This is a genomic window from Candidatus Solirubrobacter pratensis, from assembly GCF_000425945.1.
Lineage (GTDB): Bacteria > Actinomycetota > Thermoleophilia > Solirubrobacterales > Solirubrobacteraceae > Solirubrobacter > Solirubrobacter pratensis.
Genome location: NZ_AUEK01000007.1, coordinates 167,830 through 183,309, shown reverse-complemented (window position 1 = coordinate 183,309; position 15,480 = coordinate 167,830). Strand labels below are relative to the sequence as shown.

The following is a 15,480-nucleotide window of genomic DNA, read 5'->3' as shown; positions in this document are numbered from 1 at the left end:
TCGGCCTTGCTGATCGCCGGGCCGAACCTGACCATCGATCGCACGTCGACGATCCCCGCGCTGCGCCCGGGCGAGGTGCTGCGGCTGGCCGACGTCGTCGTCACGCCCGGCGGCAAGGGCCTCAACGTCGCGCGTGCCGCGCTCGCGCTCGGCGTCCCCGCCGTGCTCGTCGCGTTCCTGCCCGGCTACACGGGCCGCGCCGCCGCCGCGATGATCGCCGAGGAGGGGGTCACGCTCCAGGGCGTGCCGACGGCGGGCGAGCTGCGCTCCACGTCCGTGATCCTCGAGCCCGGCGGCCGCGCGACGGTGCTCAATGAGCCCGGGCCGCGCCTGGAGCTCGAGCGCTGGGTCGCGCTCGAGGGCGTGATCGACGACGCGCTGGCCGACCACGTCGTGCTCGTCTGCTCCGGCTCGCTCCCCCCCGGCGCGCCCGAGGACGGGTATGCGCGGCTCACCGCGCGCGCCCGGGACGCGGGCAGGCGCGCGGTCGTCGACGCCAACGGCCCGGTGCTGGGCGCCGCGTTGCACGCGCACCCGCACGTTGTCACGCCGAACCTGGCGGAGGCCGAGGGGCTCCTGCACGGCCGCGCCGACGAATCGGTCGAGGCGTCGCCGGACGCCCGTGAGCGTTCGCTGGCGGCGGCGCGCGAGCTCGTGCACCGCGGGGCCGAGGCGGCGATCGTCACCTCCGCCGCCGCGGGTGCGGCCGTCGCCTGGAACCGCGACGCCGAATGGCTGGACGCGCCGCGCGCGCACGCGATCAACCCGATCGGCGCGGGCGACGTGCTCACGAGCGGGCTGGCGGCGGCGCTGGAACGCGGGGCGAGCGTGCTCGACGCGGCCCGCGAGGGCGTCGCGGCGGCCGCCGCCAGCGTGGAGGCGCCGAAGGCCGGCGAGCTCGACCGCCGGCGCAGGGACGAGCTGCTCGCCGGGATGACGGCATGACCGCCGGGCGGCCGACCATCCGCCACGTCGCCGAGCGGGCGGGGGTGAGCCTCAAGACCGTCTCGCGCGTGATCAACGACGAGCCGAACGTCGCCGAGCCGACGGCGGCGCGCGTGAACGCCGCGATCGCGGAGCTCGGCTTCCGCCGCAACGACCTCGCGCGCTCGCTGCGGCACGGGCGCTCTTCGGCGACGCTCGGGCTCGTGATCGAGGACGTCGCGAACCCGTTCTACAGCGCGATCACGCAGGCGGTGGAGAACGTCGCGCGCGAGCGCGGCTTCATGGTGATCGCCGGCTCCTGCTCGGAGGACCCGGAGCTCGAGCGCGACCTCGTGCAGGCGCTCCTGCGCCGGCGCGTCGACGCGCTCGTTCTCGTGCCGGCCGCGGCCAGCCACGACTGGCTGGCCGCCGAGCAGACCCCGGTGGTCTTCCTCGACCGCCCGCCGGTGGGCATGGAGGCCGACGCCGTGGTGCTCGACAACGCGGGCGGCGCGCGCCTGGCGGTCGAGCACCTGCTCGCGCACGGGCACGAGCGGATCGCGTGCGTCGCCGACCCGGAGGAGCTGGTGACCGCGTCCGAGCGCGTCGCCGGGTACCGCGCGGCGCTGTCGGCGGCCGGGATCGAGCCCGACCCGCGGCTCGTGCGCACCGACGTGCGCGACCCCGAGCACTCGCAGGCGATCGTCGCGGAACTGCTGGCGCTGCCCGAGACGATCCGCCCGACGGCGCTGTTCACCGGCAACAACCGGCACACCGTCGGTGCGCTGCGAGCGCTGCGCGGGCACGCGCGCGAGCTGGCGCTTGTCGGCTTCGACGACTTCGAGCTCGCCGATCTGCTCGCGACGCCGACGACGGTCGTGCGGCACGACTCCCACCGCATGGGCGTCGAGGCGGCCCAGCTCGTATTCGCGCGGCTGGACGGCGACGAGGACCCGCCGCGCCGCGTCGTCCTGCCGACCGAGCTCGTCCCCCGCGGCTCGGGCGAGGTTCCGCCGCCGTGATCCTGCTCGGCCTCGATGTCGGGACGACCTCGGTCAAGGCGGCCGCGTTCGACGAGTCGCTGCGCGAGGTCGGGCACGGGCGCGCGCCGACGCCCTGGACCGGCACCGAGCTCGACCCCGACGCGCTGCTGGCCGCCGCGCTGGCGGCGGCGGAGGCGACCGTGCCCGCGGGTGAGACCGTGGCGGCGGTCGGCGTCGCGGGGATGGCCGAGACCGGCGTGCTCGTCGACGCCGCCGGGGATCCGGTCGTCCCCTCGATCGCCTGGCACGATCCCCGCGGCGCCGAGGAGGCGGCGCGGATCGCCGCCGAGCTGCCGGAGTTCTCCGCGCGCACGGGGCTTCCCGCGACGCCCCTGTGCACGCTCGCCAAGTACGCCTGGATGCGCGAGCACTGGCCGGACGCGGTGCGCGGGACGCGCTGGGCCAACGTCGCCGAGTGGATCGTCCAGGGGCTCGGCGGCTCGCGCGAGGCCGAGTCCTCGCTCGCGTCGCGGACCGGCTTCTACGACATCCACGCCGGCGGCCCGTGGCTCGCGGCGCTCGAGCTCGCGGGGGCGCCGGACGGGCTCGCGCCGCCGCACGTCCCGGCGGGCACGCCGCTGGGACGGGTCGGAGAACGGCCGGCGCGCCGCGGTGGCGAGATCCTCCGCCGCCTCGACGGCGCGGTGCTGGCGGTCGGCGGCCACGACCATCTCGCCGCCGCGGTCGGCGCCGGCGCGGCCGGCGAGGGCGACGTGCTCGACTCCTGCGGCACAGCCGAGGCGATCCTGCGGGCCACGGCGCCGTTGGCGCCGGACGTCGTCGCCCGCGCGGTCGCCGACGGGTTCACCGTCGGATGGCACGCGATCGAGGGCCGGTTCGTGCTGCAGGGCGCGGTCTGGGCCGGCGAGGCGCTCCAGGCGGTCTGCGACCTGCTCGGCGTGCCGACCGAGGCGCGCGAGGGGCTCGAGGCCGCCGCGCTCGCCGCCGACCCCGGCACGCTCGCCATCGACGGCCTCGACGCCGAGACGCTCACCGTCACCGGCCTCACCGGCGGCGCGTCGCCGGGCGCGCTCTACCGCGCCGCGCTCGAGCGGATCGGCGCCGACGGCGCGTCCGTGCTCGCGCGCATGGAGCGCCTCGCCGGCCCCGCCGCCCGCCTCGTCGTCACCGGCGGCTGGTCGGAGGGCGTCGCCGCCCGCGCGGTCAAGCAGCGCCACCTCGGCCGCTTCGAGCACTCCGCGGCCATCTTCGCGGGCAGCCGCGGAGCCGCGATCGCCGCCCGGCGCGCGCTGCGAACCTGAATCCCTCTGAGGCCTTCAGGTTGGGAGGAGCTTGCCCGGGTTCATGATGCCCGCAGGGTCGCAGTGCGCTTTGAGCGTGCGCAGCAGGTCGACGCCGAGTGGGCCGATCTCGGCTTCCAGCCAGGGCGCGTGGTCGTGGCCGATCGCGTGGTGATGCGTGATCGTGCCGCCGGCGGAGACGATCGCGTCGAGCGCGCGGGCCTTCAGCGTCCGCCACTGCGCCGCCGGATCGGCGTGCTGGCGGGCGAGGATCGTGAAGTAGAGCGACGCGCCGGTCGGGTACAGGTGTGACACGTGACAGCCGACGTGGGCGCCGGCGAACGCGGCCCGCACCGTGGCATAGAGGTGCGCGAGGCTCGACCAGGACGTCGCGGTCTCGACCGTCTCGACGAGCACGCCGCGGTCCATCAGGTCGTCGCGCAGGTACGGGCCCGCGAAGCGCGACGCGGTCCAGGCGCGCCCAGGCTTGGCGCCCAGCGGGAGCGCGCCCCAGCGCAGGAGCCGTTTGGCGACCGCGCGGCGCCGGCCCGTCCGCCCTTCCCAGCCGAGCACGAGCAGGCACCGCCCGCCGAGCAGCGCGCGTCCCAGCCGGCCCGTGCCCGCCAGCGCGAGGCTGAGGCGCGTCTCCTCCGCGTCGGAGAGCCGCGCGATCTCCGGCGCCAGCCCCTCCTGCTCGAGCCGCCGCAGCGCCTCGACGCCGTCGGCGAACGTCGGCAGCGACCACCCCTCGCGATGCACGCCGGCGGGCAGCGGATGCACCCGCAGCGCGACCCGCGTGATCACGCCGAGCGCACCTTCGGAGCCGATCGCCAGCTGCCGCAGGTCCGGGCCGGCCGCCGTCGCGGCGACGTCGAGCGTCCGCAGCGTCCCCGACGGCGTCGTCAGATCCAGTCCGAGCACGTTCTCGTCGATGCGGCCGTAGCCGGTCGAGACCTGGCCGGCGGAGCGCGTCGCGACGCAGCCGCCGACGCTCACCCACTCGTAGCTCTGCGGCACGTGTCCAAGCGTGAGTCCGCTCGCGCGCAGCGCGCGATCGGCCTCCGGGAGCCGGATGCCGGGCTCGAAGACGGCCGTGAGCGAGGCGGCGTCGACGCCGAGCACGCCGTCGAGCCGGCCGAGGTCGAGCGAGACGAGCGCCTCGAAGCACCCGCGCAGGCCGGCGAGGCCGCCGACGACGCTGGTCCCGCCGCCGAAGGGGACCACCGCCACGCCTTCCTCGGCGCAGATCCGCAGCACCGCGGCGACGTCGCCGGGGACGACGACGGCGTCCGGCGCGGACGCGCAGTCGCCGGCGCGCTGGGCGAGCAGGTCGAGGTAGGACTTGCCGCGGCAGCGCAGGATCCGCGCCTCCCGGTCGTCGCGGACCTCGGCGACCCGCGCGAGGCGGTCGCGCACGCGGCCGGGCAGGGCGCTGGGCGCGAGCACGACGTCGTCGAGCGCGACCGGCCGCGAGACGACGCCGCCGGGGATGCCGAGCTCGTCGCGCAGCAGCGCCCGCGCGTGGGCCGGCAGCGACGGCCCCGCGCCCGGCTCGCCCCAGCCGGAGAAGACCTGCTCGCGCCTCACTGGCTGTCGTAGGAGACGAGCGCGTGGACGTCGTACGGCGACAGCTTGGCGCGGCCCTCGAGGAAGCTCAGCTCGACGAGGAAGGCGCAGCCCGCGATCACCGCTCCCGCGCCCTCGGCCAGCTCGGCGAGCGCCCGTGCGGTGCCGCCCGTGGCCAGCAGGTCGTCGTGGAGCAGGACGCGGGCGCCGTCGGCCAGCGCGTCGGCGTGCATCTCGAGCGCGTTGACGCCGTACTCCAGGATGTACTCGGCCGAGACCGTCTCCCCCGGCAGCTTGCCCGGCTTGCGCGCCGGGACGAAGCCGGCGCCGAGCTCGCGCGCGACCGCCGCTCCGAGGATGAACCCGCGCGCCTCCGCGGCGACGACCAGGTCGACCTCCAGCGGGCGCGCCCACGACGCGATCGAGGAGACGGCGAGATCGAGCGACGACGGGTCGAGCAGCAGCGGCGTGATGTCCTTGAAGACGATCCCGGGCTTCGGGAAGTCCGGGATGTCGCGGATCCGTTCGCGCAGCGGCCCGGGATCGCTCATTTCGCGATCCGGCGCAGGTCGCGCACGAGCAAAAGGTGCTTGAGGTGCGACGCCACGGCGGCGAGGTTCTCGAGCGCCTCGACGGCCTCCTTGCGGCGCTCGGGATTGCGCGACCGCAGCGACGGCGCGAGGATCTGCTGCAGCAGCGCCGCCTCGCGCTCGGCCGAGGTGCGGAACACGCGCAGGTTGCGGCCCGCGACGCCGTAGCGCGCGAGCTCCGCGACCGCGCGCACGATCTCGCGCTGCGTCTCGTCGTAGTAGCGCGTCCCGCCGCGGATCTCGCCCTTGACGATCCCGTAGTCCTCGAGCTCGGCGATCAGCCGGGGCTCGGCCCCGGTCTCCTCGACCACGTCGTCGAGCGAGTACAGCGCTCCGCGATCGCGCAGGGAGAACGTCAGCCGCCGGAGCGCCGCTCCCGGACGCCCGTCGCCGGTCGTCGCCGGCCCCTCGCCGCCCCCGCCCGGCGCCGCCACGGCCGCCCGCTCCTCCTCGAAGGTCCGCCCCGCCGCGAGCTCCTGCCGGATCACCCGCAGCGGCAGGAACTCGTCGCGCTGCAGGCGCAGGATCGTCCGGAGCCGCGAGACGTCGGACTGCGCGTACAGGCGGTAGCCGCCGGGCGTCCGCCGCGGCGACAGCAGCTTCTGATCCTCGAGGTAGCGGATCTTCGAGATCGAGATGTCCGGGAACTCCTGCGAGAGCTGCTTGCAGACCGCACCGATCGTCAGCGACTTGGCCTGTCGCGGCGCCTCCTCAGGGCCGGAGTGGGAAGCAGCTTCGCCGCCGGCGGCGTCGTCGGACACGGCCACCTCAGCGGGCGAGATAGGTGAGTTTGTACTTGCCGACCTGCAACTCGTCGCCGTCCTCGAGCTTGTGCGAGTCGATCCGCCGGCGGTTGACGTAGGTGCCGTTCAAGGAGCCTGAGTCGTCGAGGTGCCACGCGCCGGAGCGCCGGACCAGGACGGCGTGATCGCGGGAGACGGTCACATCATCCAGGAAGATCTCGGCGTCGGGCGAGCGCCCGATCGTCAGCCGCTCGCCCTCGAGCGGGAACGACTGGCCGACGCGGCCGCCGCCGGCGCGGATCACGAGCGCGCCGGTCGCCGCCGCGACGTCGCCGACGTCCACGGGCCGCAGCTCGCCGGTCTGCTCGTCGATGACGTACGTCGCGGTCGTCACGTCGTCGCGCGTGTCTTCACGCGTGCCGACGTAGGCGCCGCAGCGCTGGCAATAGTTCGCGCCCTCCGTGACGACGAACCCGCACTCAGGGCAGTGAAGCGCCAACGGCCTCCCCCGCCGTGCGCTAGAGGGTGTCGTCGCCGCCGCCCGACGCGCGACCGGCGAGGATGTCGGTCAGACGCTGGACGTCGGCTCCGGAGATGACTTCCTCGCCGCCTTCGTGCTTCTTGCGCAGGCGGTTCACGAGCTCGGCGCGCAAGATGTCGATCTTGCCGTGGAGGATCCGCCGGCGGTAGGACACCTCCTGCTCCTCGTCAGTGAGCTGTTGGATGAGGTCCTTGAGCTCCTGGTCGGAGAGCGAACCCAGATCGGGGAAGGTGTCCATGTGGAAAGGCGTCCTCTCCTCGGCGCGACGAGACGGAAGGGCAAGCATAGCGGTCGTCAAGCTCAGGTCGAGCCTTGGGCTCGAGCCTGACGGAGACCGTCGCGAACGTAGAGCACGCTGGCCCCCACCGTCAACACCAGTCCGGCGTACAGGAGCGTGAGCGCGAGCCAGTGCACGCCGCAGATCGCGAAGAACAGCGCGCCGAACACGGGCCACACGCCCCAGCGGCCCAGCCAGTTGATCTTGATGTCCACGGCGCGGCTCAGCGCGATGCGCGCCAGCACCAGCATCAGCAGCTCGCGGGCGGCGAGGATCACGAGCCCCCAGCGCGGCAGCAGCTCGAACTTCCAGCACACCACGACACCTGACAAAACGAGCAGGCGGTCGACGATCGGGTCCAGCAACGCGCCCAAGCGCGAGTACTGGCCCGTCACGCGCGCGGCGATCCCGTCGAGGTAGTCGCTCCAGCCGATCGCGGCGAAGAGCACCGCGCCCAGCGCGTCCGTCCCGCTCTCCGACGACAGCTCGACCGCGAGGAACACCGGGATCAGCGCCAGGCGGATGTAGCCGATGAAGTTCGGGACCGTCCAGGGGCGCAGCGGCGCGCCCGCGACGGTCTGAGGCGGCGGCGGCCCGGAGCGATCCAGCCCCGACAGCCGGCGAAAGGTGAGTTTCCGCCGGTCTACGGGAGGCTCCGCCACATCTCCAAGGCGGCCTGCGCCGCTCCCTCGAGCGGCAGCGAGCGCGACTCGCGCCCCCGCCGCACCTGGACCTCGATCTCGCCCGCGGCGAGCGTGCGCCGCCCGATCGTGAGCCGCAGCGGCACGCCGAGCAGCTCGGCGTCGGCGAACTTCTCTCCCGGCCCGGCGTCGCGATCGTCGTAGATGACGTCGAAGCCGGCCTCCTGGAGCTCCTCGTAGAGCCGCTCGGCGAGCGCATGCTCCTCCGTGCCCGGCTTGCCCAGCCCGACCAGGTGCACGTCGAACGGCGCGATCGCGCGCGGCCACGAGATGCCGTGCTCGTCGGCGAACTGCTCCACGGCGGCCGCGGCGATGCGCGCCGGCCCGATGCCGTAGGAGCCCATCCACACGGGTCGCGCCACGCCCGCCTCGTCGAGGTAGGTCGCGCCGAGCGGCTCCGAGTAGCGGGTGCCGAGCTTGAAGATGTTCCCGATCTCGATCGCGGGCTCGATCCGGATCGCGTTCCCGTCCACCGTGTCGCCCTCCTCCACGCGCCGGACGTCGGCGCGCTTGAAGGGGAAGTCGCGCCCCGGCTCCACGCCGCGCAGGTGGTGCCCGTCGCGGTTGGCGCCGGTGATGTAGGCGCCCGGCGCGACGGCGTCGTCGAGCAGGATCGGCGCATCGGCGCCGACCGGCCCGATGTAGCCCGCGGGCCCGATGCGGTCGGCGAACTCCTCCTCGCGCGCGGGCCGGAAGCCGGCGCCGAGCGCGTTGCGGAGCTTGATGTCGTTCACGCGGTGGTCGCCGCGCACCAGCACGAGCGTCAGGCCGCGGTCGTCGACGACGATCGGGTAGGCCTTCAGCAGCGTCCCCGCCTCGACCCCGAGCTTGGCGGTGACGTCGGCGACGGTCGTCAAGCCGGGCGTCGCGACCTCCTCGGGCGCGCGGAGGCCGTCGGGAAGGTGGACCGCCTGCGGCTGCGCGCGCGCGATCTCCACGTTGGCCGCGTAGCCGGGCGCGAGCGCGACGTCGTTCTCGCCGGCGGGACACGGCGCCATGTACTCGTGCGCGCCCGTGCCGCCCATCATGCCGACGTCGGACTCCACCCGGTACCACTCGAGCCCGGCACGGTCGAAGATGCGGTCGTACGCCTCGCGGTGCTTCTCGTAGCCCACGTCCAGGCCCTCGGCGTCACGGTCGAAGGTGTAGGAGTCCTTCATGATGAACTCCCGCGTGCGCAGGACGCCGGCGCGCGGGCGCGGCTCGTCGCGCTCCTTGATCTGGAAGTGGTAGAGGATCAGCGGCAGGTCGCGGTAGGAACGCACCACCTGCGCGACGTGCGTGGTGACGACCTCCTCGTGCGTCATCGCCAGCACCATGTCGGCGCCGCGGCGGTCCTGGAGCCGGAACAGCTCGTCGCCGATCGCGTAGTAGCGGCCTGAGCGCTGCCACAGCTCCGCCGGATTGAGCACCGGCATCAGCATCTCCTGGCCGCCGATCGCGTCGATCTCCTCGCGCACGATCTGGACGACCTTCTGGTGGACGCGCCAGCCCGCCGGCAGCCAGCTCCACAGTCCGGCGCCGACCTGGCGGACGAGGCCGGCACGGACCATCAGCTTGTGCGAGAGCGCCTCCGCGTCGGCGGGGGCCTGCTTCTCGGTGGGAAGGAAGTAGCGGGTCAGACGCGTCATCGGGGCGCGAAGCCTAGATGGTCCGCGGGCGGCGGCGGCCGCCGCTCGGGTTCGACTCCGAATGCGCCGCCGAAGGGGGAATTCCCGCCGGGTGATAGAACGCAGCGGCGAGGGGTTCGAAACCGCACGAAGCTTGGAGGCCGTCTTGGCTTACGAAGTCCCGCCGCTGCCGTACGACTACGCCGCGCTCGAGCCGCATATCGACGAAGCGACGATGAAGGTCCATCACGACAAGCACCATCAGGCGTACGTCGACAAGGCCAATGCCGCGCTGGAGGGCACCGACTGGGACGGCAAGCCGATCGAGGAGGTCCTCAAGAGCCTCGATTCGCTGCCCGCGGACAAGCAGAAGGCCGTGCGCAACAACGGCGGCGGCCATTACAACCACTCGCTCTTCTGGGAGTGGCTGTCGCCCAACGGCGGCGGCGCCCCCGACGGCGAGCTGGCCGAGGCCATCGACGCCGCCTTCGGCTCCTTCGACGACTTCAAGGCGCAGTTCAAGGACGCCGGCGTCAACCAGTTCGGATCCGGCTGGGCATGGCTCGTGCATGACGGCTCGGGCCTCGCGGTGACGAGCACGGCCAACCAGGACAACCCGGTGTCGGCCGGCCAGGCGCCGCTGCTGGGCGCCGACGTGTGGGAGCACGCGTACTACCTCAAGTACCAGAACCGCCGTCCGGACTACCTGGACGCCTTCTGGAACGTGGTGAACTGGGCCAAGGTGGCCGAGCTGTACGCGGCCGCGAAGTAGACGCCGCCGCAACTTGCGTCCGGTCGCGGCGTTGGAATGCCTTCGATGATGGAGACAAGCCTTCGCCGCGCCGGGCGAGCCCTGGCCGTGGCCGCGGCAGGCGTCCTACTGGCCGCCGGACCCGCACACGCGTCCAGCACCCAGGTGTCCGTGATCGAGGACGAGCACCAGATGCTCGAGCTCGGCCCGGCCGTCCAGGCGGGCGCGCTCGACGACGCCGTGGCGCTCGGCGCGGACGTCGTACGCGCGAACGTGATCTGGTCGCACTACGCGCCCTCCCCGAACTCCAAGAAGAAGCCCAAGGGCTTCGACGGGAAGGACCCGAACGCCTACCCGGCGCTCGCGCCGGTCGACGGACTGGTCCAGGGCGCCCAGGCGCGCGGCCTGCAGGTGCTGCTCACCGCCACGGGCCCGATCCCCGCGTGGGCGTCGCGCTGCGGCGGCTCGGTCGCCACACGCCGCACCTGCAAGCCCGATCCCACGCTGTTCGGGCAGTTCGTGCGCGCGCTCGGCAAGCGCTACCCGACCGTGAAGATGTGGTCGATCTGGAACGAGCCGAACCTGCGCGCATGGCTGACGCCGCAGTACAGCGGCACGACGCTGCAGTCGGCCGCGATCTACCGCTCGCTCGCAGCGTCGGCGATCGCCGGCCTTCGCGGCACCGGGCACCGGTCGGACACGATCCTGCTCGGCGAGACGGCGCCGATCGGCTCCAGGCCGGGGCCGCGCGCCAACGCCAACCCGGAGCCGTTCATCCGCGCCGTGCTCTGCCTGAAGGCCAACGGCGGGAGGATGGCCGGCGCCGAGGCCAGGACGCAGCGCTGCACCGGCTTCAAGAAGCTCCAGGTCAAGGGCTACGCGCACCATCCCTACACGCGCGGCGGCTCGCGCCCGCCGAACTCGCGCGTGAACGCCGGCGAGATCACGGCCGGCACGGTCTCCCGCCTCACCAGGATCCTCGATCAGGCGGGGCGCGCCGGGCGAATCGCGCGCAAGCTGCCGATCTACTTCACCGAGAACGGCTGGCAGACCAACCCGCCGGACCGGATCTTCGGCGTGCTGCCGGAGCAGCAGGCGCGCTACATGAACCAGTCGGACTTCATGGCCTACGGGAACTCGCGCATAAAGTCCGTCGCGCAGTACAAGATCATCGACGACGCCGACGAAGGGTCCTTCCAGTCCGGCGTGCGCATGCTCGACGGGTCGCCCAAGCCCTCCTATGCGGCCTTCCAGCTGCCGATCTGGGTCACCAAGAGGGGATCCGGCGTCGCGGTCTACGGCCAGGTGCGCCCGGCCGCCGATCGCGCCCCGCTGCAGCTCGAGATCCAGCACGCCTCCTCGGCGGGCGCGGGGTTCACGACCGTCAAGACCGTGGCGGTGAGCTCGCTCAAGGGCCAGTTCAGGACGACCGTGCCGAGCGTGAGCGGCGGCGTGTGGCGGCTGCGCTGGGGCGCCGTGACGTCGCGTCAGGCCGGCGTCGGCACGTGATTTGAGGCCCGCGCTCGTCCTCCTGCTCGTGGCGGCGCTGCTCGGCGCCGCCGCCGCCCCGGCCCGCGCGGCGGGGCTGGAGATCGGGATGGAGGACGAGCGCCTGCTGCTCGGCGGCGGTCCGGACGCCGTCGCGGCCGCCGCCGACTGGAAGGCGCTCGGCGTCGACGTCGTGCGCATCCACGCGCAGTGGGGCTCGATCGCGCCGCGCCGCCGGCCCGCCGGGTTCGACGCCGCCGACCCCGGCGACCCACGCTACGGCTGGGGCGCGCTCGACCGCGCGGTCGGGATCGCGCGCGCGGCCGGCCTGGAGGTGATGCTGACGGTGACCGGACCGGGCCCAGCATGGACGAGCCGGGTGCCGGCGCGGCACAACCCGCGCTGGGAGCCGAGCGCCACCGAGTTCGGGCGCTTCGCGCACGCCGTCGCCGCCCGCTACGGCGGGCTCGTCGACCGCTACCTGATCTGGAACGAGCCCAACCAGCCGGGCTGGTTGCAGCCCCAGAGCGAGTGCCGCCGACGGGTCTGCACGCCGGTCGCGCCGCACGTCTACCGCGCGCTGGTGCGCGCCGCGACGCCGCAGATCCACGCCGCCGACCCGGGCAGCGAGGTGCTGCTCGGCGAGCTGGCGCCGGTCGGCGATCCGCCGCGCCACGCCAGCGCGCCGCTCGCCCCGCTGCCGTTCCTGCGCGCGCTCGGCTGCGTCGACCGCGCGTACCGCCCGCTGCGCGGCGGGCGCTGCGCCGGCTTCAAGCCCGCCGCCGCCGACGCCTTCGGCTACCACCCCCACCCGGTCCGCAACGCGCCCGACCACGTCAACCCGGACCGCGACGAGGCGCAGATCGCCGACCTCCCGCGCCTGTTCGCGACGCTCGACAAGCTCACGGCGCGCAAGCGCATCCTCACCCCGGGCGACCGCTTCCCGGTGCACCTGACCGAGTTCGGCTACCAGACCTCGCCGCCCGACCACGCGATCGGCATCACGCTCGCGCAGCAGGCGCGCTACCTGCAGCAGGCGTCCTACATCGCGTGGCGCTCCGGCCGCGTACGCAGCCTGTCCTTCTACCAATGGGACGACGAGCCCGTGCTCTCGCGCGGCCCCGGCACGCGCGCCTACACGGGCTGGCAGAGCGGGCTGCGGTTCGTCGACGGGCGGCCGAAGCCGGCGCTCGCCACGTTCCCCGCGCCGCTCGTGATCGACCGCTCGCGCGGCGTGCTGTGGGGCCAGGTGCGCCCGGACGCGGCGCCCGAGGTCACGGTCATGATCCGCTCGCGCGGCGAGGCGGCGTTCCGCGACCTCGAGACGGTGACGGCGGGTGCCGACGGCGCGTTCGAGCTCTCGCTCGCGCTCGAGCCCGGCGCGTCCTACCGCTACCGCTGGGCGCCGGCGCCGCCGCTGCTCGGCCCCGCGCCCGCGCCGCGGCTGTCGGGGACCGTCGACCTGGCCCGTCCGGAGGCGACGCGCCTGCGCGCCTCCGAGAGCTGATCCGGCGCCGCACGCCAGACGCCGCGCCTCCTACTGCTGATCCGTGAAGCGCTCCAGGCGCGCGAGCGCCTCGGGCATGCCGGTGCGGGCGTAGCCGATCCGGAACGTCGCGCCCGGCCAGTCGAAGATCGTGCCCGGGAGGATCATCACGCCCTCCTCGTCGGCCAGGCGGCGCGCGAAGTCCTCGATCTCGACGTCGCGATGGATCTCGACCAGCCCCGTCGTCCCCGCGCGCGGGCGCACCCAGCCGAAGTCGTCGCGCCGGGCGAAGAAGTCGTCGAGCACGGCCAGGTTCGCGTCCACGATGCCGCGCGCGCGGCCGAGCACGGCGTCGCGTGAGCGCAGCGCGATCGTCGCGAGGATCTCCGACGGGCCGGCGCTGCAGATCGTCAGGTAGTGCTTGAACGCGACGATCCGCTCGCGTAGCCGCGGGTCGCGCGTCGCGAGCCAGCCGATGCGCAGGCCGGCGAGCCCGAAGGCCTTGGACATCACGCCGAGGCTGACGCCGCCGAGGTCGGCGGCGGCGGGGATGCGGTCGCGCGGGTCGTGCTCGAGGAAGCGGTAGACCTCGTCGGCGAATACCAGCGGCCCGAGCGCGAACAGCTCGCGCAGCTCGGCCTCGCTCGGCAGCGAGCCGGTCGGGCTGTTGGGCGCATTGAGGACGATCATGCGCGTGTTGGGGCGCAGCTCGGCCCGGATCGCGCCGACGTCGAGCCGCCAGCCCTCGCCCAGCGGGACGAGCGAGACCTCGGCGCCGCGCGAGCGCGCGACCTCGTAGAGCGACTGGTAGCTCGGGACCACGGCGATCACGTGGTCGCCGGGCTCGATCGCCACGCTGGAGAGCGCGAAAATCGGCTCCTGGGCGGCGGCGAAGACGATCACGTCCTCGGCCGTGACCTCGTCGTAGAGCGAGGCGATCGCCTCGCGCAGCAGCGGATGCCCGCGGACCTCGGTGTAGCCCAGCGTCAGCTCGTTCCAGGCGGTCCGCAGCTCCTCGTCGGCCAGCGCCAGCAGGTCGTCGAGTCGCCATGCCTGCGCGTCGGAGGACGAGAGCAGGTGCGGGACGGAGAACTCGTAGCGCTCGAAGTACTGCTCGAGCTTGAACGGGGCAATGCTCATCAGGCCGGATGATCGGGGTGGGCGGAGGGGCTGCTCAGCCTGATCACGCGCGTGTGAAGCGGCGGCCGTCGACGGGCGAGAGCGCCTCGTCGATCGCGTCGGCGTCGGCCTTCGCCTTCTCGGCCTCGAGCATCGCCAGCCGCTCCGGCGTCATCGCCGTCGCGTCCTCCTCCTCGGCGAGCCACGCGGCCGCCTCGGCCGCGGCCGCGTCGTCGCGCGTGACCGTCTTGCCGGCCGCGTAGAACTTGTCGATCTCGATGAACAGCTCGTCGACGAGGTCCTCGGTGCGGACCTTCTTCAGCGGCTCGCCCTTGGAGTAGATCATGCCCATGTCCTTGGCGCCGGTGATGCCGAAGTCCGCATGGCGCGCCTCGCCGATGCCGTTGACGGCGCAGCCGAGGATCGAGACCTCGATCGGGTCCGGGTAGGCCTCGAGCCGGCGCTCGACCTCGGCGACGACCGAGTCCATGTCGAACTGCAGGCGCCCGCACGTCGGGCACGCGATCAGGACCGGGCCGCGCTCGCGCAGCTTGAGCGCCTTGAGGATCTCCCAGGCGACCTTGACCTCCTCCTCCGCGTGGAAGGTGGAGAGCGAGATGCGGATCGTGTCGCCGATGCCGTCGGCGAGCAGCGTGCCGAGGCCGACGGCGGACTTCAGCGAGCCCGACCACTTCGTCCCGGCCTCGGTGATCCCGAGGTGCAGCGGATACGGGATCTTCTCGCTCAGCAGGCGGTTGGCGGCGATCGTGTTCGGCACCGAGGTGGACTTGATCGAGACCTTGAAGTCGGTGAACTCGAGCCGCTCCATCAGCTCGACGAACTCGACCGCGGCCTGGACGAGCGCCTCGACCGGGTTCTCGAACTCGAGCTCGTGCAGGTGCTTGGGCAGCGAGCCCGAGTTGACGCCGATGCGCATCGGCGTGCCGGCGGCCTTCGCGTGCGCGGCGACCTCCGCGACCTTGTCCGGGCCGCCGATGTTGCCCGGGTTCAGCCGGATGCAGTGCGCGCCCGCGTCGATCGACTTCAGGGCCAGCGTGTGGTTGAAGTGGATGTCGGCGATGACCGGGATCGGCGACTCGCGCACGATCGTCTTGAGCGCCTCGACGTCCTTCTCACGCGGTACCGCGCAGCGCACGATGTCCGCGCCGGCCTCCGCGACACGGCGGATCTGATCCATCGTGGCCGTCACGTTGGCGGTCTCGGTCTTGGTCATGGTCTGCACCACGACCGGGGCGCCGCCGCCGATCTGGACGCCGCCGACGTTCACTGAGCGCTCGGAAGCCATGTGCCCCTGAGTCTAGAGGCGCCGCTGTCGCTCAAGCGGGACCCACTTGATGCCGAAACACTTGTGAGCTAACCTTTCGGCACCAAATGTTTCA

Annotated in this window: 15 protein-coding genes; 6 read left to right on the top strand and 9 right to left on the bottom strand. The window is 73.5% G+C overall.

Going from position 1 to position 15,480, the window contains the following annotated elements; translation table 11 throughout:
- Positions 1-6 precede the first annotated feature (6 nt).
- Genes H958_RS0107850 through H958_RS42975 form a run of 3 tightly spaced genes read left to right on the top strand, consistent with a single transcriptional unit; the run spans position 7 to position 3,229 of the window.
- Entirely contained in the window at positions 7-945 is a 939-nt protein-coding gene (locus H958_RS0107850; protein WP_028058254.1) for a 1-phosphofructokinase family hexose kinase, read from the top strand.
- Complete coding sequence (locus H958_RS0107845; protein WP_028058253.1) at positions 942-1,946, top strand: LacI family DNA-binding transcriptional regulator; 1,005 nt, start codon at positions 942-944, stop codon at positions 1,944-1,946. Before H958_RS0107850 ends, H958_RS0107845 begins: the two co-directional genes overlap by 4 nt.
- Entirely contained in the window at positions 1,943-3,229 is a 1,287-nt protein-coding gene (locus H958_RS42975; protein WP_051323981.1) for an FGGY family carbohydrate kinase, read from the top strand. Before H958_RS0107845 ends, H958_RS42975 begins: the two co-directional genes overlap by 4 nt.
- A 15-nt stretch (positions 3,230-3,244) precedes the next feature.
- Here H958_RS42975 and H958_RS0107835 read toward each other — a convergent pair whose 3' ends face one another.
- The 7 genes from H958_RS0107835 to H958_RS0107805 all read right to left on the bottom strand — a co-directional run bounded on the left by H958_RS0107835 (position 3,245) and on the right by H958_RS0107805 (position 9,257).
- Positions 3,245-4,795 (bottom strand): FAD-binding oxidoreductase, encoded by a 1,551-nt coding sequence (locus tag H958_RS0107835; RefSeq protein ID WP_028058252.1) that lies wholly within the window; start codon positions 4,793-4,795, stop codon positions 3,245-3,247.
- Positions 4,792-5,325, bottom strand: coding sequence for an adenine phosphoribosyltransferase (locus H958_RS0107830; RefSeq protein ID WP_028058251.1), 534 nt, complete (start codon positions 5,323-5,325; stop codon positions 4,792-4,794). The genes H958_RS0107835 and H958_RS0107830 overlap by 4 nt, the downstream gene beginning before the upstream one ends.
- The gene (ftsR, locus tag H958_RS35835) at positions 5,322-6,131 is read right to left on the bottom strand and encodes a transcriptional regulator FtsR (protein WP_231379193.1); all 810 of its coding nucleotides are present in this window, start codon (positions 6,129-6,131) and stop codon (positions 5,322-5,324) included. Before ftsR ends, H958_RS0107830 begins: the two co-directional genes overlap by 4 nt.
- A 1-nt stretch (position 6,132) precedes the next feature.
- Positions 6,133-6,606 carry an FHA domain-containing protein gene (locus H958_RS0107820; protein ID WP_028058250.1) on the bottom strand — a complete coding sequence of 158 codons (474 nt, stop codon included), beginning with the start codon at positions 6,604-6,606 and terminating at the stop codon, positions 6,133-6,135.
- Positions 6,607-6,625: 19 nt separating this feature from the next.
- Positions 6,626-6,886: an RsiG family protein gene (locus H958_RS0107815; RefSeq protein WP_028058249.1), complete on the bottom strand. Its 261-nt coding sequence runs from the start codon at positions 6,884-6,886 to the stop codon at positions 6,626-6,628.
- A 62-nt stretch (positions 6,887-6,948) separates the two neighbouring features.
- The gene (locus H958_RS35830) at positions 6,949-7,587 is read right to left on the bottom strand and encodes a CDP-alcohol phosphatidyltransferase family protein (RefSeq protein WP_051323980.1); all 639 of its coding nucleotides are present in this window, start codon (positions 7,585-7,587) and stop codon (positions 6,949-6,951) included.
- Positions 7,569-9,257, bottom strand: a complete 1,689-nt coding sequence (locus H958_RS0107805; protein WP_028058248.1) for a proline--tRNA ligase — start codon at positions 9,255-9,257, stop codon at positions 7,569-7,571. The genes H958_RS35830 and H958_RS0107805 overlap by 19 nt, the downstream gene beginning before the upstream one ends.
- Positions 9,258-9,402: 145 nt before the next feature.
- Here H958_RS0107805 and H958_RS0107800 point away from each other — a divergent pair, with 145 nt between their 5' ends.
- From H958_RS0107800 to H958_RS42970, 3 genes are read left to right on the top strand one after another with little or no spacing between them, the layout of a single operon-like run.
- Positions 9,403-10,008 (top strand): superoxide dismutase, encoded by a 606-nt coding sequence (locus tag H958_RS0107800; RefSeq protein ID WP_028058247.1) that lies wholly within the window; start codon positions 9,403-9,405, stop codon positions 10,006-10,008.
- A 48-nt stretch (positions 10,009-10,056) separates the two neighbouring features.
- Positions 10,057-11,496, top strand: coding sequence for a cellulase family glycosylhydrolase (locus H958_RS0107795; RefSeq protein ID WP_196807266.1), 1,440 nt, complete (start codon positions 10,057-10,059; stop codon positions 11,494-11,496).
- Position 11,497: 1 nt separating this feature from the next.
- Positions 11,498-12,982, top strand: a complete 1,485-nt coding sequence (locus tag H958_RS42970) for a hypothetical protein (RefSeq protein ID WP_028058245.1) — start codon at positions 11,498-11,500, stop codon at positions 12,980-12,982.
- A gap of 30 nt (positions 12,983-13,012) precedes the next feature.
- Here the strand turns inward: H958_RS42970 and H958_RS0107785 are convergent, their stop codons facing one another.
- Entirely contained in the window at positions 13,013-14,101 is a 1,089-nt protein-coding gene (locus tag H958_RS0107785; RefSeq protein WP_028058244.1) for an aminotransferase class I/II-fold pyridoxal phosphate-dependent enzyme, read from the bottom strand.
- A gap of 43 nt (positions 14,102-14,144) precedes the next feature.
- Complete coding sequence (gene ispG / locus H958_RS35820; protein WP_037409705.1) at positions 14,145-15,386, bottom strand: flavodoxin-dependent (E)-4-hydroxy-3-methylbut-2-enyl-diphosphate synthase; 1,242 nt, start codon at positions 15,384-15,386, stop codon at positions 14,145-14,147.
- Positions 15,387-15,480 lie beyond the last annotated feature (94 nt).